Source organism: Salinicola avicenniae, assembly GCF_023736115.1.
GTDB classification, from domain to species: domain Bacteria; phylum Pseudomonadota; class Gammaproteobacteria; order Pseudomonadales; family Halomonadaceae; genus Salinicola; species Salinicola avicenniae.
Window position 1 is genome coordinate 412,745 of the sequence record NZ_JAKQZC010000001.1, and the last position, 20,341, is coordinate 433,085.

The window sequence follows — 20,341 nt, forward strand, 5'->3', positions numbered from 1 at the left end:
CGTCACCACAACGCGGCTATCAGTACGACGACGTTATTGGCAGCACGGCGTGATGGTCAGTATGACGGTGTTGCCAGCACGACATAGTCTTTCAGCATGATCATGACGGCGCCGGTCATCGAGTGCCGTCTCTGTCTCGCGAGGGAACGCATGTCCGATCAGGTCTCTGCATGGATCGCCAGCTACTGGGCCACGGGATTGTTCGTGGTTGCCGTATTTGCGCTCTGCGGCCTGATGATCGGCGCGGCCAGCCTGTTGGGCGGTAGAAGTCGCGGACGCAGCAAGTCTCTTCCCTTCGAATCCGGCATCGTCGGCGCGGGGACCGCCCGGCAGCGGTTCTCGGTCAAGTTCTATCTCGTCGCCATGCTGTTCGTGATCTTCGATATCGAAGCCGTCTACCTGTTCGGCTGGGCCGTCTCCGTCCGCGAGGTGGGCTGGACAGGGTTCGCGGCGGCGGCGACCTTCATCCTGATTCTATTGGCCGGCCTGGTCTACGACGCTCGCGTCGGGGCGCTCGATTGGGCGCCGCGCAAGCGCGGGCGCGAGTCCGACTCGCGGGCGCGGGAGCTGGCCGCCGTACCGGGCGCGCGCGATGCGCGCTGAGTCCGGCAAGCACGACCGGTGGCGCGGTCGGCAACAAGATAACGACGGGAGTCCGTCTACCGTGATGCAGCAAGGCGACTCTCTCGACCGATTTTCGATCTGGTTTGTTGAGGCTAACCATGCAGTACACCCTGACCCGGGCGGAAGGGGGCGATTCCGCAGCTGATCGCTATCCCCTCGATCAACGCCAGCACGGCGTCGACGACCCCATGAAGCAGCAGGTTCATCGCAATGTCTTCATGGGCAAACTCGAAGACGTGCTCAATTCGGCGGTCAACTGGGGGCGCAAGAACTCCCTGTGGCCCTACAATTTCGGTCTCTCCTGCTGTTATGTGGAGATGACCACGGCGTTCACCGCGCCTCACGACGTGGCGCGCTTTGGCGCCGAGGTCATCCGTGCCTCCCCGCGCCAGGCGGACTTCATGGTGATCGCCGGCACCTGCTTCATCAAGATGGCGCCCGTCATCCAGCAACTTTACGACCAGATGCTAGAGCCCAAGTGGGTGATCTCGATGGGGTCCTGCGCCAATTCCGGCGGCATGTACGACATCTACTCGGTAGTGCAGGGTGTCGACAAGTTCCTGCCAGTGGATGTCTACGTGCCGGGCTGTCCGCCGCGGCCGGAGGCGTTTCTGCAGGGGCTGCAACTGCTGCAGGATTCGATTCAGGAGGAGCGGCGGCCGCTCTCCTGGGTGGTCGGCGATCAGGGCGTCTACCGCGCGGAAATGCCCTCCCAACGCGAAAAGCATCGCGACCGGCGAATTGCGGTCAAGGAGCTGCGTACCCCGGACGGTATCTAGCCCGATTGTGCGATCGGAGAGTGCCGTTACCGAACCCGCCGGACGCCAGTCGACCGGCCGTCGATTTCCCTACCGGGGCCGCCAGCCATGACCGCAGCCGATGAAACGTCAATTGCCAATACCGCCGCGTCGACGCGCAGCGGTGCCGAACGCGACAGCGACGACGTCGTCGCCGAGCTGACCCGCCAATTGGGTGGCGACCGCGTTGCGCCTCAGGAGACTCTGACCGGCATGCCGGTTATCTGGGTACCGCGCGAGCAGCTGCGAGACGCGCTGAACTATCTGCGCCGGGTGAGCGGGGCGTTCTCGATGCTCTACGACCTGAGCGCCGTCGACGAGCGCCTGCGCACTCAGCGACGAGGTCTGCCGCCAGCGGACTTTACCGTCTTCTATCAGCTGCTGTCGGTCGAGCGGAACGCCGACATCCTGCTCAAGGTGGCGCTTACCGAGCGCGATCTGACGCTGCCGTCGGTCAGCGATATCTTCGTCAATGCCAACTGGTACGAGCGCGAGGTCTTCGACCTCTTCGGCATCGATTTCGCCGGCCACCCGCATCTCACCCGGATCATGATGCCGCCGACCTGGCATGGTCATCCGCTGCGCAAGGATTACTCCGCGCGGGCGACCGAGTTCGACCCCTACACACTGACGGTGAAGGGGCAGGAGGTCGAGCAGGAGGCGCTGCGTTTCGACCCCGAGGCCTGGGGCATGAAGCGTGAAGGTGAAGAGACCGAGTTCATGTTCTTGAACCTCGGCCCCAACCACCCCTCGGCGCATGGCGCCTTCCGCATCGTGTTGCAGCTCGACGGCGAGGAGGTCGTCGACTGCGTGCCGGACATCGGCTATCACCATCGCGGCGCGGAAAAGATGGCCGAGCGCCAGTCCTGGCACAGCTTCATCCCCTATACCGATCGCATCGACTACACCGGCGGGGTGATGAATAACCTGCCTTATGTGATGGCGGTGGAGAAGCTCGCCGGCATCACGGTGACCGATCGTGCCAAGACAATTCGCGTCATGATGGCGGAGATGTTCCGCATCAATAGTCATCTGCTGTTTCTGGGTACCTACCTGCAGGATCTCGGCGCGATGACGCCGGTATTCTTCACCTTCACCGATCGCCAGAAGGCCTACGAGGTGATCGAGGCGATCACCGGGTTCCGCATGCACCCGGCGTGGTATCGCATCGGCGGCACGGCACACGACCTGCCCAAGGGCTGGGAGAAGCTCGTCCAGGGCTTCGTCGACTGGATGCCCAAGCGCCTTGCCGAATACGAGAAGGCAATGATGGAGAATGCCATCGTGCGCGATCGCACGCGCTTCGTGGCGGCCTTCACGACCCAGGACGCGCTTGACTGGGGGGTCACCGGGCCCAACCTGCGCGCGACCGGCCTCGATTTCGACCTGCGCAAGGCGCGCCCCTATTCCGGCTACGAAAACTTTGACTTCGAGGTGCCGACGGCCGCCAATGGCGACGCCTTCGACCGCGGCATGATGCGCATCGAGGAGATGCGCCAGAGCGTGCGCATCCTGCAGCAGTGCATCGATCACATGCCGGCCGGCGACTACAAGGCCGACCACCCGCTGACCACGCCGCCGCCACGGGAAAAGATGCTGCAGCACATCGAGACCCTGATCACGCATTTCTTGCAGGTCTCCTGGGGGCCGGTGCTGCCGGCCAACGAGTCGCTGCAGATGATCGAGGCGACCAAGGGCATCAACAGCTACTACCTGACCAGCGACGGCAGCACCATGAGCTACCGTACGCGCATTCGTACGCCCAGCTTCCCGCATCTGCAGCAGATTCCCGCCGTGATGCGCGGCGGCTTCGTGCCCGATCTGATCGCGCATCTGGGCAGTATCGACTTCGTCATGGCCGACGTGGACCGATGAGGATGGCCGACATGAACCAGACAACCGCCGATGACGGCGCCCGCATCGCCAGCGATGCCTTCGCCCTCGATCCCGCGGACCGCGAGGCGATACTCGAGGAGCGTTCGCACTATCCCTATCCGCAGGCGGCGAGTATCGAGGCGCTGAAAATCGTGCAGAAGCGCCTGGGCTATGTGCCGGATGGCGCCATTCCCGCGATCGCCGACACGCTGGGCATCCGTCCGGCGGACGTCGAGGGCGTGGCGACCTTCTACAGCCTGATCTTCCGCCAGCCGGTGGGGCGTCACGTCATCCTGATCTGCGACAGCAGCTCCTGCTTCCTGACCGACTACGAGGCCCTGCGCGATGCCTTTATCGAGCATCTGGGCATCCACATGGGGCAGACCACGGCGGACGGGCGCTTCACGCTGCTGCCGGTCTGCTGTCTCGGGGCCTGCGATCGCGGGCCGGCGGTCTTGATCGGCGAAACGCTGCATGGCCCGGTGACGCCGGAAGACATTCCGAAACTGCTGGAGGCCTACCCATGATTCCGAGGCAAGAGCCGACGCGCATGACGTGGGGGAGCGAGACATGAGCCGCATTCTGCAGCCCGCCAGCGAGCGTCGCCCGGAGACGCATCCGCTCACCTTTCGTCTCCACGACGACGAAAGCCCCGTCAGCTTCGACGAGTATCGCAGCACCCATGGCTACGAGGCGGTTGCCCAGGCGCTCGACAAGCATACATTCGAGTCGCTGACCGACGAGGTCAAAGCGGCGAACCTGCGTGGCCGGGGCGGGGCTGGCTTCTCTGCCGGGATGAAGTGGAGCCTGACCATGAAGGGCGAGGGCGTGCCGCGCGGCTATGTCGTCTGCAACGCCGACGAGATGGAGCCGGGCACGTTCAAGGATCGCCTGCTGATGGAGCAGCAGCCGCATCTGCTGATCGAAGGGATGATCCTGGCCGGCTATGCCAATCGCGCCAAGCAGGGCTACATCTTCCTGCGCGGTGAATACCATCGCGCCGCTGCCTCGATCCAGCGTGCGCTGTCGGATGCCCGCGCCAACGGCTGGTTGGGCAAGCGCGTCAACGGCAGCGACTGGGATTTCGATATCGCCCTGCATACCGGCGCCGGTCGCTACATCTGCGGCGAAGAGACGGCCCTGATCAACTCGCTCGAAGGCAAGCGCGCCAACCCGCGTGCCAAACCGCCGTTTCCCGGCCAGTCGGGTGCCTGGGGGCTGCCCACCGTGGTCAACAACGTCGAGACACTCTGCAACGTGCCGGGGATCGTCGCCCACGGCGCCGACTGGTTTCAGGCGCTCTCCGGCGAGCTCAGCGACGACGGCGGCACCAAGCTCTACGGCGCCTCCGGCAAGGTCAAGCAGCCAGGGCTGTGGGAGCTGCCGATGGGCACCAGCGGTCGCGAGCTGCTCGAGCGGGCCGGCGGCATGCGCGATGGCCTGACGCTCAAGAGCTGGCTGCCCGGCGGCGGCAGTACCGGCTTCCTGCTGCCGGAGCATCTCGAGCTGGCGCTCGACTTCGACACCATCGGCGGCACCGGCAGCCGCATGGGGACCGGCCTGATCACGGTGGTCGCCGACAACCAGAGTCTGGTTTCGCTGACGCGCAATCTGGAAGAGTTCTTTGCCCGCGAATCCTGCGGCTGGTGCACGCCGTGTCGCGACGGCCTGCCATGGAGCGTCAAGCTGCTGCGCGCGCTGGAAGCGGGCGAGGGCGAGCCGGGCGATATCGAACTGCTCGAGCAGATGGCGCGCGATCTCGGCCCCGGCAAGACCTTCTGCGCCCATGCGCCGGGGGCGGCGATGCCGCTGGCCTCCGCCATTCACTATTTCCGTGACGAGTTCGAGCGCGGCATCTCCCGACCCCGGGGAGAAGCCCACGCGGACCCGATTCCGGTCGGCAGCGTGTAGGAGGAGTTCGACGCATGGCTACCATTCATGTCGACGGTAACGACTACGAGGTCGAAGACAGCGACAACCTGCTGCACGCCTGTCTCTCGCTGGGGCTGGATATTCCCTATTTCTGCTGGCATCCGGCGATGGGCAGCGTCGGCGCCTGCCGCCAGTGTGCGGTAAAGCAGTATAAGGATGCCGACGACGATCGCGGCATGCTGGTGATGTCGTGCATGGCGCCGGTCAAGGACGACGCCTATATCTCGATCGCCGACGACGAGGCCAAGGCCTTCCGCGAGACGGTGATCGAATGGCTGATGGTCAATCACCCGCACGACTGTCCGGTGTGCGAGGAGGGTGGCCACTGTCACCTGCAGGATATGACGGTCATGACCGGCCACGATCGGCGCCGCTACCGCTTCCGCAAGCGGACGCACCGCAATCAGAACCTGGGGCCGTTCATCGCTCACGAGATGAACCGTTGCATCACCTGTTATCGCTGTACCCGCTTCTATCAGGACTACGCCGGCGGCGAGGATCTCGGTGCTTTCGGCGCGCACGATAACGTCTACTTCGGGCGCTACGAGGAGGGCACGCTGGAGAGTGAGTTTTCCGGCAACCTGACCGAAGTCTGCCCGACCGGCGTGTTCACCGACCAGACCCACTCCGATCACTACACGCGCAAGTGGGACCTGCAGTTCGCGCCGAGCATCTGCCATCAGTGCGCCGCCGGCTGCAACATCAGTCCCGGCGAGCGCTACGGCGATATCCGACGCATCGAGAATCGCTACAACGGTGACGTCAACGGCTACTTCCTATGCGATCGCGGCCGCTTCGGCTATGGCTACGTCAACCGCCAGGATCGCCCGACGCGCCCGGAATGGCGCCAGCGCAGCCACGAGAGAGCGCTGGCCGAGTCGCCGACGACGCTGGAGGTGGACGCCGCGCTCGATTGCGCCGCCGACAGCCTGCGTGGCGCCAAGCGGATCATCGGTATCGGCTCGCCCCGGGCCAGCCTGGAGAGCAATCACATGCTCGCGCAGCTGGTCGGCGAGGCGAATTTCTCCACCGGCATCGAAGCCGGCGAGCTGACGCGGATCCGGCGCATGCAGGCGCTCAACCGCGAGACCGGCGTGGCCACGCCGAGCCTGCGCGAGATCGAACACGCCGACGCCGTGCTGGTATTGGGTGAAGATCTTATCCAGAGCGCTGCGCGGGTCGGGCTTAGCGTACGTCAGGCGGTACGTGGCAAAGGTGCCGAACTGGGGGCGACGCGCGGCATTCCGGACTGGAATGCCGAGGCGATCAAGACCATTGCCCAGGATGCCGGCCATCCCTTGTTCCTGGCGACGCCGGAGGCGACCAAGCTCGACGGCATCGCCGCGCACGCCTGGCGAGCCGCGCCGCAGGACATCGCTCGCCTCGGTTTCGCTGTGGCCCACGCGCTCGATCCGACCGCGCCGGCGGTCGCCGATCTCGAGGCGGAGCTTGCCCGCCTCGCCGAACGGTGTGCCGACGCATTGCTGGCGGCGAAGCGGCCGCTGGTGATCGCCGGCGACTCGCTCGGCGACATGGCGATCATCGAGGCCGCCGGCAACGTCGCCCGGGCGCTGGCCCGGCGTCAGAAGGCCGAGGCGGGCCTGACACTGATTCGCCGAGAAGCCAACAGCGTCGGACTCGGCCTGCTCGGCGGCGAGTCGCTCGACTGGGCGCTGGAGCGGCTCGAGCATGGCGATGCCGATGGCGTGGTGATTCTCGAGAATGACCTGTATACCCGGTTGTCGGCAGCGCGGGTGGAAGCGGCACTGACCGAGGCCGGCTGCGTGGTGGTGATCGACCACCAGCGCACCACGACCTGGGAACGTGCCGATATCGGGCTGCCCGCCGGAACCTTCGCCGAGAGCGACGGGACCCTGGTCAGCCTCGAGGGGCGCGCCCAGCGCTTCTATCAGGTCTTCGACCCGAGTTACCTGCGCCCGGAATCACGAATTCGCGAGAGCTGGCGCTGGCTGCACGCCCTCAAGGCGACGCTCGAGCGCCAGACGGTCGAGACCATCGTGCTCGATGAGCTGACCGAGGCCGTGGCCGGTGTCGCGCCGGCGCTTGCCGCACTGCATCGCAACACGCCGGAGTCGCTGTTCCGTATCCATGGCCTGAAGCTGGCGCGGGAACCGCACCGCTACAGCGGGCGCACCGCGATGCGCGCCAATCTCGACGTCAACGAGCCGCGGGCGTCGGTCGATCTCGACACGCCGTTCGCGTTCTCGATGGAAGGCTATTCGGGCTACCGCGAGCCACGCCGTGAGGTGGCTTTTGCCTGGGCGCCCGGTTGGAACTCGCCGCAGGCGTGGAACAAGTTCCAGGATGAAGTCGGTGGTCATCTGCGTGCCGGCGATCCCGGCGTGCGCCTGTTTCCGGTACAGCCCGCCAGCGGCGATTACTGCGCCACCCTGCCCGATGCCTTTGCACGCAGCGAGCACGAATGGCAGATCGTCGATCTGCCGCAGCTCTTCGGTGGCGACGAGATGTCGCGTCGCGCCGAGCCGATCCAGGCGCGCATGGCACCACCGCGGGTGGCATTGAGTCATGCCGATGCCGCGCGACTCGGCATCGATGCCGGGGCGCCGGTGTCGATCACCGTTGGCGAGGCGACGTTCGTGTTATCGGCGCGGCTCAGCCCGAGCCTGCCCAACGGTATCGTCGGGCTGCCCGCCGGCAGCGTGCCCGAGGCGGCGCCGGCGCTGACACCGGGGACGATCCGCCGTGGGCGGGTGGCGCCGGGAGCGCGTGATATCGGCACCGGGGAGGCACGCTCATGAACTGGTGGACGCCGCAGGTCGCAGCCACCCTGATCGCGATGTTGCAGGCCGTTGTCATCCTGCTTGCCGTGGTGCTAGCCGGTGCGCTGCTGAGCATGTTCGAGCGGCGCCTGCTGGCACTATGGCAGGACCGCTACGGCCCCAACCGGGTCGGGCCGCTGGGGCTTTTCCAGATCGTCGCCGACATGCTCAAGATCTTCTTCAAGGAAGACTGGATTCCGCCGTTCGCCGATCGCACCTTCTTCGTGCTGGCGCCGGCGATCGCCATGGCATCGCTGCTGCTTTCGTTCATGGTGATCCCGATTACGCCTGGCTGGGGCGTCGCTGACCTCAATATCGGCATCCTGTTCTTCTTCGCCATGGCCGGTATCAATGTCTATGCGGTGCTCTTCGCCGGCTGGGCCAGCGGCAACAAATATGCCTTGCTCGGGGCGCTGCGCGCCTCGGCCCAGACGCTCTCCTATGAAGTGTTCATGGGGCTGGCGCTGATGGGCATCGTCGCCATGACCGGCTCGTTCAACATGCGCGACATCGTCAATTCCCAGGAGAACCTCTGGTTCATCGTGCCGCAGTTCTTCGGTTTCTGTACCTTCGTCATCGCCGGCATCGCCGTCACGCACCGGCATCCCTTCGATCAGCCGGAGGCGGAGCAGGAGCTGGCCGATGGCTATCACATCGAATATTCCGGCATGAAATGGGGCATGTTCTTCGTCGGCGAGTACATCGGCATCGTGCTGATCTCGGCGCTGCTGGTCACGCTCTTCTTAGGCGGTTGGCATGGTCCGCTGCTGCCACCGATCGTCTGGTTCCTGCTCAAGACCGCCTTCTTCGTCGTGCTGTTCGTGCTGCTGCGCGCCGCGTTGCCGCGTCCGCGCTACGACAAGGTGATGAGCTTCGGCTGGAAGGTGTGCCTGCCGCTGACACTGGTCAATCTATTGATAACCGGAGCGATGATCCTGCTCATCGATCCGGCCGCGTAGAGGAGCGCGATCATGCTGAGTCAGATTCAGAAGATCATCACGGGCACCGGCACGCAGCTGCGCACGTTGTGGATGGTGTTCAGTCACGCCTGGCGCAAGCGTGAGACGCTCTCGTACCCGGAGGAGGAGGTCTATCTGCCGCCGCGCTATCGCGGACGCATCGTGCTGACCCGCGATCCGGACGGCGAGGAGCGCTGCGTCGCCTGCAACCTCTGCGCGGTGGCCTGCCCGGTGGCCTGTATCTCGCTGCAGAAGGGCGAGAAGGAGGATGGCCGCTGGTATCCGGAGTTCTTCCGGATCAACTTCTCGCGCTGCATCTTCTGCGGCATGTGCGAGGAGGCCTGCCCGACCTCGGCGATCCAGCTGACGCCGGACTTCGAGATGAGCGAGTTCCGGCGCCAGGAGCTGGTCTACGAGAAGCAGGATCTGCTCATCGATGGTCCGGGCAAGGACCACAACACCAATTTCTATCGCGTGGCAGGGCTGTCGATCGCCGGCAAGGACAAGGGCGAGGCCCAGAACGAAGCCGAGCCGATCGACGTCAAGTCGCTGCTGCCGTGAATCGGCTGGCACCGGGCGGGCAATCGAAACGGTCAACGGGTGAGCGGCGGCATGGTTGCCGTCGTTGGGGAGAGAAGCATGGAAATCGCGTTTTATCTGAGCGCGCTGGTCGCGGTACTGGCCACGCTGCGGGTGGTGACCGGCACGCATCCGGTGCATGCGCTGCTCTATCTGATCGTCTCGCTGATCGCCGTGGCGATGGTCTTCTTCGCACTCGGGGCGCCCTTCGCCGGGGCGCTGGAGATCATCGTCTACGCTGGCGCGATCATGGTGCTGTTTGTCTTCGTGGTGATGATGCTCAATCTCGGCGACTCCGCGGTCGCGCAGGAGCGTGCCTGGCTCTCTCCACGGGTCTGGCGTGGGCCCGCCATCCTGGCGGCAGTGCTGCTGGTGGTGATGATCGTGACCCTGTTTGGCGGTAATCAGGACGGCGTGATCCGTGGCGATACCCTGATGGCGAAGGAGGTCGGTACGCTGCTCTTCGGTCCTTACCTGGTCGTCGTCGAGCTGGCGGCGATGCTGCTGCTGGCGGCACTGGTGGCGGCCTCGCACCTCGGTCGCAGCGAAGCGCACGATGAGGCCGATCTGGCACGCGAGCGTCAGCGCGAACAGAGCGATGCCGGCGCTGCGGTACCACGGCCGGCGCCCCAGGAGACACCGCTGGCGGCGCCTCGTCCGGCGACCGCCGATTCGACGAATCGATCGCAGGAGGGGCGGACATGAACGGTATTCCCATGGAGCACGGCCTGGCGCTGGCGGCGATCCTGTTCGCGCTGGGACTGGCCGGGCTGATGACGCGGCGCAATATGGTCTTCGTGCTGATGAGCCTGGAGATCATGATGAACGCGGCAGGGCTGGCGTTCATTGTTGCCGGTACCCGCTGGGAGCAGCCGGATGGCCAGGTGATGTTCCTCATGGTGATCACCCTGGCTGCCGCCGAGGCGAGCGTGGGGCTGGCGCTGCTGATGCAGCTCTACCGTCGCTTCCGGACTCTCGATATCGATGCGGCCAGCAGGATGCGCGGATGAGCTCTTTCATGGAATTCTCGCTCGTAGGTACCTTTGTCTTCCCGCTATTGGGATCGCTGATCCTGGCGCTCTCCTACGGCCGGCTCTCCGAACGCGCCAGTGCCACCGTGGGCGTGGTCGCAGTCGGCCTCGCGGCCCTCTGCGCGCTGGCCGTGGGCCTGGATTTCTACGACCACGGCAAGGCCGCCAGAACGCTGACGCTGTGGCACTGGATCTCGGTCGGCGACTTCCAGCCGACCATTGGTCTGATGCTGGATGGCCTCTCGCTGACGCTGCTCGGCGTGATCACCGGCGTCGGCTTCTTTATCCACTTGTTCGCGGCTTGGTACATGCGTGGCGAAGAGGGCGTGACACGCTTCTTCTGTCACATGAACCTGTTCGTGTTCAGCATGATTCTGCTGGTACTGGGCGACAACCTGCTGCTGCTCTACTTCGGCTGGGAGGGCGTCGGCCTTTGCAGCTACCTGCTGATCGGATACTACTACCGCACGCCGGCCAACGGCTGGGCAGCGTTCAAGGCATTCGTCGTCACCCGCACCGGTGACGTCTTTCTCGCCGTCGGCATGTTTTTGCTCTTCGTGCAGCTGGGTTCGCTCAATATCCAGACACTGCTGGCACGGGCGCCGACGCTCTGGAGCAGCGGCGACGTGATGCCACAACTGACCGCTTTGATGCTGCTAGGTGGGGCGGTCGGCAAGTCCGCGCAGCTGCCGCTGCAGACCTGGCTGGCTGACGCCATGGCCGGCCCCACGCCGGTATCGGCACTGATCCACGCGGCGACCATGGTCACCGCCGGGGTTTATCTGATCGCGCGTACGCAGGGGATCTTGGCGCTGGCGCCGGACATTCAGCTGCTGGTGGGTATCATCGGTGCGCTGACGCTGCTGATGGCCGGTTTCGCCGCGCTGGCGCAGACCGATATCAAGCGGGTGCTGGCCTACTCGACCATGAGCCAGATCGGCTACATGTTCCTGGCGCTCGGCGTCGGGGCCTATGATGCGGCGATCTTCCATCTGATGACCCATGCCTTCTTCAAGGCCTTGCTGTTCCTCTCCGCCGGTTCGGTGATCATCTGTACCCATCACGAGCAGGACATGCGGCGGCTCGGCGGGCTGTGGCGCAAGCTGCCGCTCACCTACACCGGTTTCGTCGTCGGCGGAGCCGCGCTGGCAGCGCTGCCGCTGGTGACGGCGGGGTTCTACAGCAAGGACGCGATTCTGGTCTCCGCGCTGGCCTCCGGCCACGGCATTCTGATGCTGGCCGGGCTGATCGGTGCCCTGTTGACCTCGATCTATACCATGCGGCTGATTCTCGGCACCTTCCACGGTCGGCCGAAGAGCGACCACGCTCGCGAGGCGCATGAAGGCAAGGGGCTGGTACATGGTCTGCCGCTGATCGTGCTGATCGTGATGTCCACTGCCGTCGGCGCGCAGCTGACGCCGCCGCTCGCTGACGTGCTGCCGCCGGGCCCCGAGGGCGAAGGGGCGGCGGCGCACGCGCTCGAGATCATCGCCATGCTGGTGGCGGTGGGCGGGGTGATACTGGCGCTATGGCTGTTCCAGCGTCGTCGTGACCTGGTGCGTCGGGCCGTCGCCGATCCGCGCGGTGCACGTCTGTGGCAGGTCTGGCACCACGCCTGGGGCTTCGACGCGCTCTACGACTGGTTCTTCGTGCGGCCCTATCGCGGCCTGGTGCGCATCAATCGTGGCGATTGGATCAATGCGCTTTGCAATATCGCGCCCTGGCTGGCGCGCAGTGCGCACCGGGGGCTGCGGCGGACCCAGACCGGCCGATTGCGCGACTATGCGCTCTCGATGGTGCTCGGCAGCACGCTGCTGCTGGCCTTCCTGCTGGTGGGCTGAGATGCGCACGCGGCGCATGGACAAGGCGGTTCCGGTGACGATCGTTGCCGGGCCGGCCACGGAATTCACTCGTTGGCGGAAGATAGACTCATGACGTTAGTCTGGCTGATCTTGATCCCTTTCATCGGCGGGTTGCTCTGCTGGCAGGCGGAGCGCTTCGGCGATCAGGCGCCGCGCTGGATCGCGCTGGCGACGATGCTGCTCGAGCTCGCGATGGTACTGGCGCTGTGGGTCGGCGCCGATTTCAGCCTTCCCACCGAAGGCGCGCGCAGCGCCTGGACGCTGGAGTGGCAGGCGGACTGGATTCCGCGTTTCGGGATCCAGGTTCATCTAGCGCTGGACGGGCTGTCGCTGATCATGATCGCGCTGACCGGCCTGCTCGGAGCGATGGCGGTGATCTGTTCGTGGCGCGAGATCGTGCGTCGCGTCGGCTTCTTCCACCTGAACCTGCTGTGGATTCTGGGCGGCGTGGTGGGTGTCTTCCTGGCCATCGACCTGTTCCTGTTCTTCCTGTTTTGGGAAATGATGCTGGTGCCGATGTACTTCCTGATCGCGCTGTGGGGGCACAGCGGTTCCCTGGGAAGCTCGCGCATCGGCGCGGCCACCAAGTTCTTCATCTATACCCAGGCCAGCGGCCTGTTGATGCTGATCGCGATCCTCGGTCTGGTTTTCGCGCATCACGCGGTTACCGGGACGTACACCTTCGCCTACGCCGAGCTTCTCGACACGCCGCTGCCCGAGCACGTGGCCTGGTGGCTGATGCTCGGCTTCTTTGTCGCCTTCGCGGTCAAGCTGCCGGTCGTGCCGCTGCATGGCTGGCTGCCGGATGCCCACGCGCAGGCGCCGACGGCGGGCAGCGTCGATCTTGCCGGCATCCTGCTGAAAACCGCCGCCTACGGCATGCTGCGCTTCGCCCTGCCGCTATTTCCGGAGGCCTCACAGGCCTTTGCCCCGGTCGCCATGACACTGGGGTTGATCGGCATTTTCTACGGCGCGATTCTCGCCTGCGGCCAGCAGGACCTGAAGCGTCTGATCGCCTATACCAGCATCTCGCATATGGGCTTCGTGCTGATCGGTATCTACGCCGGTACCGAGCTGGCGTTGCAGGGCGTGGTGGCGCTGATGGTCGCGCATGCCTTCTCCGCGGCCGGCCTGTTCATTCTCTCCGGCCAGCTCTACGAGCGATTGCACACACGTGACATGCGCGAGATGGGCGGCCTCTGGGGACGTATCCGGGGGTTGCCCGGCTTCGCGCTCGTCTTCGTGGCGGCCTCGCTAGGCCTGCCCGGCACCGCCAACTTCGTCGGTGAATTCATGGTGATGTTCGGCAGTTTCGGCGTGGCGCCCTGGGTCGTGGCGATTGCCAGCATCGGCTTGATCCTGGCGGCAATCTACTCGCTGTTCATCATGCAGCGGGTCTATTACGGGCCGCCCAAGGCGGAGAGTTCGCTCGACGGCCTTGATCGGCGCGAGACGGTGCTGCTGTTCGGCATCGTGGCGCTGGTGATCTTCTTCGGGCTCTATCCGCAGCCGCTGCTGGAGACGTCGGCTGGCGCGATGCAGGTGGTGCAGCATGCCTTCGCGGCCGGGACGATGACAGGAGGTGTCCAATGAATGCCGTGATGATGGCCATCTCGCCGCTGATCTTCATCTGTCTCACGGTCATCGGTGTGATGCTGTCGATCGCCTGGCGGCGCAACCATACCCTCAGCGCGATTCTGACGGCGGTCGGGCTCAATGTGGCCTTGCTCTTGCTGTTATTCGGCTGGCCGCTGGGCACGGTCGACGTCACCGACCTGCTGGTGGTCGACGATCTGTCGCGCTTCGGCGGCGTGCTGATTTTGGTGGCGACACTCGCCTGCGTGACCCTGGCCCACCACTACCTGGAAGGCTACGAGGGGCCGCGCGACGAGTTCTACCTGCTGTTGGCAAGCGCCGCGGCCGGCGGTCTGGTGCTGGTCTCCGCCCGCCACATGGCGACGCTCTTCTTCGGTATCGAGCTGCTATCGATGCCGCTGTTCGGCATGCTGGCCTACACCTTCCGCGATCGCGGCGCGCTCGAGAGCGGCATCAAGTACATGGTGCTGTCGGCTGCTGCCACCGCCTTTCTGCTCTTCGGCATGGCGCTGCTTTACGCGGTGACGGGCACGCTCGCCTTTACCGCCCTGGGCGAGGCGCTGGCGACCCACGGCAGCGATCCCTGGCTGCTCGCCGGGGCGGGGCTGATGCTCGTCGGTCTCGCGTTCAAGCTCTCCATCGTGCCGTTTCATCTGTGGACGCCGGACGTCTATCAGGGCGGACCGGGACCGGCGACGACCTTCCTCGCCACGGCGAGCAAGGTGGCGGTCTTCCTGGTACTGCTGCGGCTGTTCCAGTCGGCGCTGGCGCTTCACGAGGGCTGGTGGCATGACCTGCTCGGCTTTGTTGCGCTGGTGACCATGCTGGTCGGCAACCTGCTGGCGCTGACCCAGAGCGATCTCAAGCGCTTGCTGGGCTACTCCTCGATCGCCCACTTCGGTTATCTGCTGGTGGCGCTGGTGGTCAACGACGGGCTGGCCGTCGAAACGGTCGGCATCTATCTGGTGACCTACGTGCTGACCACGCTCGGGGCTTTCGGCGTGGTCACCCTGGTCTCGAGTCCCTATACCGCTACCGGCGGTACGGCGGATGCCAGCCCGCTGCACCACTACCGCGGCCTGTTCTGGCGCCGCCCCTATCTGACCGCGGTGATGGCGGTGGCAATGCTGTCGCTGGCCGGTATCCCGTTTACTGCCGGTTTCATCGGCAAGTTCTATATCATCGCCGTCGGGGTCGAGGCGAGCCGCTGGTGGCTGGTTGGTGGTGTGGTCCTCGGCAGCGCCATCGGTCTCTATTACTACCTGCGAGTGATGGTCACGCTGTTCCTGCTCGAGCCGGGTATGCAGCGGCGTGATGCCACGCACGACTGGGCCGAACGGGCCGGCGGCATGGTCGTGCTCGGCGTGACCACGCTGGTCATTCTGCTGGGACTTTACCCGACGCCGATGATCGACTGGGTGCATTGGGTGGCTTCGGGCTCGTGACGGGGCACGTAACGGGATAGCCCCACGGCGGTTCGTGCCGATCCCCGGTCAGAACGCCTCTTCGGCAGCGTTCTGGCAGTAAAAGGAGGGGCGACGTGTCGCGAATTCGGTTCAGGCGCTGGTCAGGCCGATGCTGAAGCGGCAGGCGGCGGGCAGGTGGATATCCACGGCCACCGGCAAATGATCGGAGTACATCGCTTCCAGCACGCGTGGGGCTTCGGCCTTGAGCGAGGCGGAGAGAAGGATGTGGTCTAGCGCCCGGCGTGGCTGCCAGGCGGGATAGCTGGCGAGCGGCTTGAGCGGGTTGAACTGCAGTGCCCGGCAGAAGCGCGAATGCGTCATCAATTGTTCCGGCGTGCAGTTGAGGTCGCCCATGACCACCACGTGATGCAGTGGCTCGATCAGCTCGCCAAGATAGTCGAGCTGACGTGCCCGACCGCGCTGGCTCAAGGCCAGGTGCGCGACGAACACATGCAGGGCCTCCGGCCCCTCGCCATAGCGGGCATGGATGGCGCCGCGTCCGCGCATGCCGGGAAGTCGGTGCTCGTCGATGCGACTGGGGGCGAGGCGCGACAGCAGCCCGTTGCTGTGCTGGGCGAGTTGCCCCAGGTCGCGGTTGAGCTGCTGAAAGTGAAAGTCGAACGCGGAGCGGCGTGCCAGGTATTCGACCTGATTGACCTGACTCGAACGGAAACTGCCGCCGTCGACCTCCTGCAGACCGACGATATCGAAGCCCGACAGCGTGCTCGCCACCCGATCCAGACGCGAGCTGCGCTTGGGGTGCGGCAACAGGTGCTGCCAGCTGCGGGTAACGTAGTGGTGATAGGCCGAGGTGTGGATGCCGACCTGCAGGTTGCAGGTCAGCAGGCGCAAGGTCGGCGCAATCTCGCTGGCGGGTTTCGATGTGGCTGCCATGGACTTACTCGGCCTCGGCGCGTTCCTCGCGAACCTTGTCGATCAGGGCGCTGGCGATACGCGGCATGTTGTCGAGCGAACCCGCGGAATCCGGTGTCACCACGTAGCGGTTGTCGACGATCAGGTCCGGCACGCCCATCAGCTGGTAGGCCCGCATCTTCGCGCTGGCCTGCTGAATCTGGCTCTTCACGCCGAACGACTCGAGCGCCTTGTGCGCCTCGTCTTCGGTCACGCCGTATTGGCTGAAGAAGGCAGCAATATCATCTTCGTCGGTCAGGCGCTGACCCTGCTGATGGATCGCATCGAAGAAGTCCTGGCGCAGGTCGCTTTCGATATCCAGTTCCTCGGCGGCATAGAACGCCTTGGCATGCTGCTCCCAGATCTGCCCCAACGGCGCGGCCATGCGATCGAAGGTGACGTCGTCCGGTAGTTGATCGACCCATTCGTTGAGCGGCTCTTCGAGGGCGTAGCAGTGCGGGCAGCCATACCAGAAGACTTCGGTGACCTCGATCTGGTCGGCCGGCGCCTGGGATTTCATCGGATTGTCGATGACCTGATAGTCCTCGCCCTCGACGATATCCGCTGCCATGACGGCACTCGAGAAGGTAATGCCAGCCAACAGGGCCACAAATGACTTGATCATGCGTTACTGCTCCTGAATGTCGGAAAGGTTACCGGTAATGCGTCCTGCATGATTGGAGCGCCGGGAAACCGGGAGGTTCCCTCGCTAGCCTGCTAGCGAACGCTTCTCACTAGCCTGACAGAAACACGCCAAAAAGCGTAGGCCCGCCGACATCGGAGACGCCAGGGCGAGCGTGGTACACTGCGCGCCGAAGATCTCCCACCCAGTCTGCCGAGCCAAGCCATGACCTCGACGCCGCCACGCCTCAATTATCAGACGGCGCGCTTTATGATCAGCGCCCCCAAGCTGGCCCAGTGCCCGGCCGACGACGGTATCGAGGTCGCCTTTGCCGGCCGCTCCAACGCGGGTAAATCCAGTGCGATCAATGCGCTGACGCAGCAGAAGGCGCTGGCGCGTACCTCCAAGACCCCCGGGCGTACCCAGTTGATCAACTTCTTCAGTCTGGGTAGCGATGACGCTCGCCGTCTGGTCGACCTGCCCGGCTACGGCTATGCCAAGGTGCCGGAGGCGATGAAGAAGGAGTGGCAGGCGCATCTGGCTCAATACCTTCGCCGCCGGCGCACGTTGTCCGGGCTGATTCTACTGATGGATGTACGTCATCCGTTGAGCGAGTTCGACATCCAGCTGCTGGAGATGGCCGACGACCGCGATCTGCCGGTGCATATCCTGCTGACCAAGGCCGACAAGCTGAAGCAGGGGCCGGCCAAGGCTTCGCTGGCAAGCGTCAAGCGTCAGCTAGGCGAATGGGACGACCTCGTCAGCGTGCAGCTGTTCTCCTCGCTCAAGCGGCAGGGGCTGGACCAGACCTACGCCGTGATGGACCGTTGGCTGGCGAGCGCCGACGCCTGATCTTGTCGGCTTTCTGACGGACTGGTGCTCGCGCTAGTCATGGTCGGCGATCGTCGCGAGCTAGCGAATGCGGTCGTCCAGCAGAGCCACGATCTCCGGCAACTCCCGCACATGCGTGACGCGGTGCACGCGCGGCGGCAGCTCCCGCTCGCCCTCGTTCTTGGCGTCGATCCACACCGCGTGCATGCCCAGTCGCTGGGCCGCGAGCACGTCCTCCTCCCAGTTGTCGCCGACGTGCAGCGCCCGGTAGGGCACGGTTCCGAGCTGGAATAGGGCAGAGAGGAAGGGGCGGGTATCGGGTTTGGGCGCGTGCATTTCGCCGGCCAGGATGATCACGTCGAAGTGGTGGTCGAGCTTGAGCCGGCGCACGTCGACGTTGCCGTTGGTGATGATGCCGAGGCGATAGCGCTGCGCCCAGGCTTCGAACATCGGCTCGACCTCGGGGAAGGGCTCGAGCGTATGGCGTAGCTGCATGAAACGGTCGAACCCGGCCGCGGCCCAGGTCCGCGCGCGCTCCTCGTCGAGACCGTGCACCTGCAGCAGCTCGAACATGGCGCGTTCGCGAATCCAGCTGTGGTCGCCGCGGCTCAGCGGAAAGCGCTGCATCAGCGAGGCGCGCAGGCGCTGATAGGCTTCCAGCGGAAAGGAGTCCGCCAGCGAGGTGGCCACCTCGGCGCACGCGTCGATTTGCTCGACCAGCCACTGGTAGTGGGTCGGCTCGGCGTGTGCCATGACCGGACCGTTGTGCCACAACGTGTCGTCCAGATCGAAGGTGATCGCATCGAGTGCCATGGGGTCAGCTCTCCTGCTGGGTGTCGGGACGCCGCCGCGCTCGGGGGTGCGCCTGATCGTAGACCTCGGCCAGCTGTTGCCAGTCCAGTCGCGTGTAGATCTGTGTCGTCGACAGGTTGGCATGACCGAGCAGCTCCTGCACGGCGCGCAGGTCCTGGCTCGATTCGAGCAGGTGACTGGCGAAGGAGTGACGTAGCCGGTGCGGGTGAAGATGCTCCGGCAGACCGCGACGTCTGGCGATTTCCGCCAGTCGGGTCTGAATGGCACGATGGCCGAGCCGGCCGCCGTGACGGGCCACGAACAGCGCCCGTTCGCCATCGCCGGCCAGCGCGGCGCGAATGCCCAGCCAGTCGTGAATCGCGCTGGCCGCGCGCCGGCCCAGCGGTACCTGACGCGGCTTGCCGCCTTTGCCGACGACACGCACGTGGCGCGTATCCAGGCTGTCGAGGTCGAGTGCCGCCAGCTCGGCCAGGCGCAGTCCGCAGCCGTAAAACAGCTCGAGCATCGCCTGGTCGCGAAAATCCAGTGGCTCGCCGTCGTGCGGGGTATCCAGAAAACGCCCGAGCAGGTCGACATCCACCGGGCTAGGCAGATGGCGTGGTTGCCGTGGCGCCTGGGTCAGCTGGACCGGGTTGTGGTCGAGCTCACCGGACTGCACCAGTGAATCGGCGAACCGGGAGAGCGCCGCCCGGCGCCGGGCTAGGGTGCGCGGGGCCAGCCCGCGGGTTCGTTCGTGGGCGAGGTAACGCCGCAGCAGGCCGACATCGAGCTGCTGCCAGGCTGTCACTCCCTGCGCCTCGAGCCAGTCGAGCAGCCCGGCGATATCGCGGCGGTAGGCGTCCACCGTCGCCGGGCTGGCGCGCTGCGCCAGGCGTCCCAGGAAGGCATCAAGTGCGGCGTGCATGAGCGCTCCCGGCACGCTTGAGCAGCCGGCTGACCACCTCGCCCAGGTATTCGGTGAAAAGCGTATCCAGCGTGGCGCGGAAATGTTCGCCGTCGTGACTGGCGAGAATCAGGAAGCCTAGGGATTCGCCCTGCGTCAGCCGGGTGATGGCGCAGGAGCCGGCAGCTTCCGGCGCCGGGCAGTGCGGCAGCAGGGCCTGCCAGTCGTCATGATCGAGCGTCGTGCAGCGGCTGGTCTGCTCGTTGAGCAGCAGTTCGAGGCGTTGGCGCGCGTCCTCGGTCAGCACGAAGCGCGGTGGCTGCCAGTCGGTAGGGTGGCGCGGTGCGGCGTGGCTGACCGGCGGCGCCTCCAGCCACAGGCCGATCGCCTGGGTGCGAAAGCGCTCGGCGAGCTGGGTCGAGAGCGCCTGGGCCAGGCTATCGACATCCTCTGCCTCGATCAGGCCAAGGATCAGCTCCTTGGTTCGCCGATACTGGGCTTCGTTGTAGCGCGCTGACTCGAGCAGGTTCTCGAGACGCCACTCGGCCTCCTCTGCGCGTCGGCGCAGGTCGAGGACGAGCCGCTCGAGCAGCGAGACCGCGCCGGATGCGTGGGGATGCGGTACCTTGAGCTGCTGCAGCAGTCCCTCGCGGCCGACGAAGAAGTCGGTGTGCTGTGCCAGCCATTCGGCGACCCGGTCGGGGTCCAGCGTCTGGCGCGGCTCGGGGACCTGGGCACGTGACATGCGGTGGTTCTCC

General features: G+C 65.4%; 19 protein-coding genes. 14 read left to right on the forward strand and 5 right to left on the reverse strand.

Translation table 11 applies throughout. The features are described from left to right. Window positions 1-150: 150 nt before the first annotated feature. The 13 genes from ndhC (at window position 151) to nuoN (ending at window position 15,501) form a co-directional block, all read left to right on the forward strand. On the forward strand, window positions 151-603 hold the full coding sequence (gene ndhC / locus MC381_RS01855; RefSeq protein ID WP_251976019.1) for an NADH-quinone oxidoreductase subunit A: 453 nt from the start codon (window positions 151-153) through the stop codon (window positions 601-603). 119 nt (window positions 604-722) lie between these two features. After that, the gene (locus MC381_RS01860) at window positions 723-1,403 is read left to right on the forward strand and encodes a NuoB/complex I 20 kDa subunit family protein (protein WP_251976020.1); all 681 of its coding nucleotides are present in this window, start codon (window positions 723-725) and stop codon (window positions 1,401-1,403) included. Window positions 1,404-1,490: 87 nt separating this feature from the next. Then, on the forward strand, window positions 1,491-3,296 hold the full coding sequence (gene nuoC / locus MC381_RS01865; protein WP_251976021.1) for an NADH-quinone oxidoreductase subunit C/D: 1,806 nt from the start codon (window positions 1,491-1,493) through the stop codon (window positions 3,294-3,296). A gap of 11 nt (window positions 3,297-3,307) precedes the next feature. Beyond that, window positions 3,308-3,823, forward strand: a complete 516-nt coding sequence (gene nuoE / locus MC381_RS01870) for an NADH-quinone oxidoreductase subunit NuoE (protein WP_251976022.1) — start codon at window positions 3,308-3,310, stop codon at window positions 3,821-3,823. Between the two features lie 43 nt (window positions 3,824-3,866). Next, window positions 3,867-5,207 (forward strand): NADH-quinone oxidoreductase subunit NuoF, encoded by a 1,341-nt coding sequence (gene nuoF / locus MC381_RS01875; protein ID WP_251976023.1) that lies wholly within the window; start codon window positions 3,867-3,869, stop codon window positions 5,205-5,207. Window positions 5,208-5,221: 14 nt separating this feature from the next. Beyond that, window positions 5,222-8,008, forward strand: a complete 2,787-nt coding sequence (gene nuoG / locus MC381_RS01880; RefSeq protein WP_251976024.1) for an NADH-quinone oxidoreductase subunit NuoG — start codon at window positions 5,222-5,224, stop codon at window positions 8,006-8,008. After that, on the forward strand, window positions 8,005-8,988 hold the full coding sequence (gene nuoH / locus MC381_RS01885; protein WP_251976025.1) for an NADH-quinone oxidoreductase subunit NuoH: 984 nt from the start codon (window positions 8,005-8,007) through the stop codon (window positions 8,986-8,988). The genes nuoG and nuoH overlap by 4 nt, the downstream gene beginning before the upstream one ends. A 12-nt stretch (window positions 8,989-9,000) precedes the next feature. Further along, a complete protein-coding gene (gene nuoI, locus MC381_RS01890; RefSeq protein WP_251976026.1) occupies window positions 9,001-9,549 on the forward strand; it encodes an NADH-quinone oxidoreductase subunit NuoI in 549 nt (182 codons plus the stop codon). Between the two features lie 78 nt (window positions 9,550-9,627). Continuing rightward, window positions 9,628-10,272, forward strand: coding sequence for an NADH-quinone oxidoreductase subunit J (nuoJ, locus tag MC381_RS01895; RefSeq protein WP_251976027.1), 645 nt, complete (start codon window positions 9,628-9,630; stop codon window positions 10,270-10,272). Continuing rightward, complete coding sequence (nuoK, locus tag MC381_RS01900) at window positions 10,269-10,577, forward strand: NADH-quinone oxidoreductase subunit NuoK (protein ID WP_251976028.1); 309 nt, start codon at window positions 10,269-10,271, stop codon at window positions 10,575-10,577. The genes nuoJ and nuoK overlap by 4 nt, the downstream gene beginning before the upstream one ends. 8 nt (window positions 10,578-10,585) lie before the next feature. Then, window positions 10,586-12,439: an NADH-quinone oxidoreductase subunit L gene (nuoL, locus tag MC381_RS01905; RefSeq protein WP_251976029.1), complete on the forward strand. Its 1,854-nt coding sequence runs from the start codon at window positions 10,586-10,588 to the stop codon at window positions 12,437-12,439. Window positions 12,440-12,529: 90 nt separating this feature from the next. Next, window positions 12,530-14,053: an NADH-quinone oxidoreductase subunit M gene (gene nuoM / locus MC381_RS01910; protein ID WP_251976030.1), complete on the forward strand. Its 1,524-nt coding sequence runs from the start codon at window positions 12,530-12,532 to the stop codon at window positions 14,051-14,053. After that, window positions 14,050-15,501: an NADH-quinone oxidoreductase subunit NuoN gene (gene nuoN / locus MC381_RS01915; protein WP_251976031.1), complete on the forward strand. Its 1,452-nt coding sequence runs from the start codon at window positions 14,050-14,052 to the stop codon at window positions 15,499-15,501. Before nuoM ends, nuoN begins: the two co-directional genes overlap by 4 nt. A gap of 111 nt (window positions 15,502-15,612) precedes the next feature. Here nuoN and MC381_RS01920 read toward each other — a convergent pair whose 3' ends face one another. Both MC381_RS01920 and MC381_RS01925 read right to left on the reverse strand, forming a co-directional pair. Next, window positions 15,613-16,416: an endonuclease/exonuclease/phosphatase family protein gene (locus tag MC381_RS01920; protein ID WP_251976032.1), complete on the reverse strand. Its 804-nt coding sequence runs from the start codon at window positions 16,414-16,416 to the stop codon at window positions 15,613-15,615. Window positions 16,417-16,420: 4 nt separating this feature from the next. After that, window positions 16,421-17,059, reverse strand: a complete 639-nt coding sequence (locus tag MC381_RS01925) for a thiol:disulfide interchange protein DsbA/DsbL (RefSeq protein ID WP_251976033.1) — start codon at window positions 17,057-17,059, stop codon at window positions 16,421-16,423. A 222-nt stretch (window positions 17,060-17,281) separates the two neighbouring features. Between MC381_RS01925 and yihA the strand changes: the two genes are divergently transcribed. Next, complete coding sequence (gene yihA / locus MC381_RS01930) at window positions 17,282-17,908, forward strand: ribosome biogenesis GTP-binding protein YihA/YsxC (protein ID WP_251976034.1); 627 nt, start codon at window positions 17,282-17,284, stop codon at window positions 17,906-17,908. A gap of 60 nt (window positions 17,909-17,968) precedes the next feature. On the opposite strand, the gene MC381_RS01935 is transcribed toward yihA, so the two are convergent. The 3 genes from MC381_RS01935 to MC381_RS01945 are packed head-to-tail and all read right to left on the reverse strand — an operon-like array spanning window position 17,969 to window position 20,328. Then, the gene (locus tag MC381_RS01935) at window positions 17,969-18,700 is read right to left on the reverse strand and encodes an HAD family hydrolase (RefSeq protein WP_251976035.1); all 732 of its coding nucleotides are present in this window, start codon (window positions 18,698-18,700) and stop codon (window positions 17,969-17,971) included. 4 nt (window positions 18,701-18,704) lie between these two features. Continuing rightward, complete coding sequence (locus MC381_RS01940) at window positions 18,705-19,604, reverse strand: tyrosine recombinase XerC (protein ID WP_251976036.1); 900 nt, start codon at window positions 19,602-19,604, stop codon at window positions 18,705-18,707. Beyond that, the gene (locus tag MC381_RS01945) at window positions 19,588-20,328 is read right to left on the reverse strand and encodes a DUF484 family protein (protein ID WP_251976037.1); all 741 of its coding nucleotides are present in this window, start codon (window positions 20,326-20,328) and stop codon (window positions 19,588-19,590) included. Before MC381_RS01945 ends, MC381_RS01940 begins: the two co-directional genes overlap by 17 nt. Between the last annotated feature and the right edge of the window lie 13 nt (window positions 20,329-20,341).

Coding starts and splice junctions, on each gene's coding strand:
- ndhC (WP_251976019.1), top strand. CDS start 151: ATGTCCGATCAGGTCTCTGCATGGATCGCCAGCTACTGGGCCACGGGA.
- MC381_RS01860 (WP_251976020.1), top strand. CDS start 723: ATGCAGTACACCCTGACCCGGGCGGAAGGGGGCGATTCCGCAGCTGAT.
- nuoC (WP_251976021.1), top strand. CDS start 1,491: ATGACCGCAGCCGATGAAACGTCAATTGCCAATACCGCCGCGTCGACG.
- nuoE (WP_251976022.1), top strand. CDS start 3,308: ATGAACCAGACAACCGCCGATGACGGCGCCCGCATCGCCAGCGATGCC.
- nuoF (WP_251976023.1), top strand. CDS start 3,867: ATGAGCCGCATTCTGCAGCCCGCCAGCGAGCGTCGCCCGGAGACGCAT.
- nuoG (WP_251976024.1), top strand. CDS start 5,222: ATGGCTACCATTCATGTCGACGGTAACGACTACGAGGTCGAAGACAGC.
- nuoH (WP_251976025.1), top strand. CDS start 8,005: ATGAACTGGTGGACGCCGCAGGTCGCAGCCACCCTGATCGCGATGTTG.
- nuoI (WP_251976026.1), top strand. CDS start 9,001: ATGCTGAGTCAGATTCAGAAGATCATCACGGGCACCGGCACGCAGCTG.
- nuoJ (WP_251976027.1), top strand. CDS start 9,628: ATGGAAATCGCGTTTTATCTGAGCGCGCTGGTCGCGGTACTGGCCACG.
- nuoK (WP_251976028.1), top strand. CDS start 10,269: ATGAACGGTATTCCCATGGAGCACGGCCTGGCGCTGGCGGCGATCCTG.
- nuoL (WP_251976029.1), top strand. CDS start 10,586: ATGGAATTCTCGCTCGTAGGTACCTTTGTCTTCCCGCTATTGGGATCG.
- nuoM (WP_251976030.1), top strand. CDS start 12,530: ATGACGTTAGTCTGGCTGATCTTGATCCCTTTCATCGGCGGGTTGCTC.
- nuoN (WP_251976031.1), top strand. CDS start 14,050: ATGAATGCCGTGATGATGGCCATCTCGCCGCTGATCTTCATCTGTCTC.
- MC381_RS01920 (WP_251976032.1), bottom strand. CDS start 16,416: ATGGCAGCCACATCGAAACCCGCCAGCGAGATTGCGCCGACCTTGCGC.
- MC381_RS01925 (WP_251976033.1), bottom strand. CDS start 17,059: ATGATCAAGTCATTTGTGGCCCTGTTGGCTGGCATTACCTTCTCGAGT.
- yihA (WP_251976034.1), top strand. CDS start 17,282: ATGACCTCGACGCCGCCACGCCTCAATTATCAGACGGCGCGCTTTATG.
- MC381_RS01935 (WP_251976035.1), bottom strand. CDS start 18,700: ATGGCACTCGATGCGATCACCTTCGATCTGGACGACACGTTGTGGCAC.
- MC381_RS01940 (WP_251976036.1), bottom strand. CDS start 19,604: ATGCACGCCGCACTTGATGCCTTCCTGGGACGCCTGGCGCAGCGCGCC.
- MC381_RS01945 (WP_251976037.1), bottom strand. CDS start 20,328: ATGTCACGTGCCCAGGTCCCCGAGCCGCGCCAGACGCTGGACCCCGAC.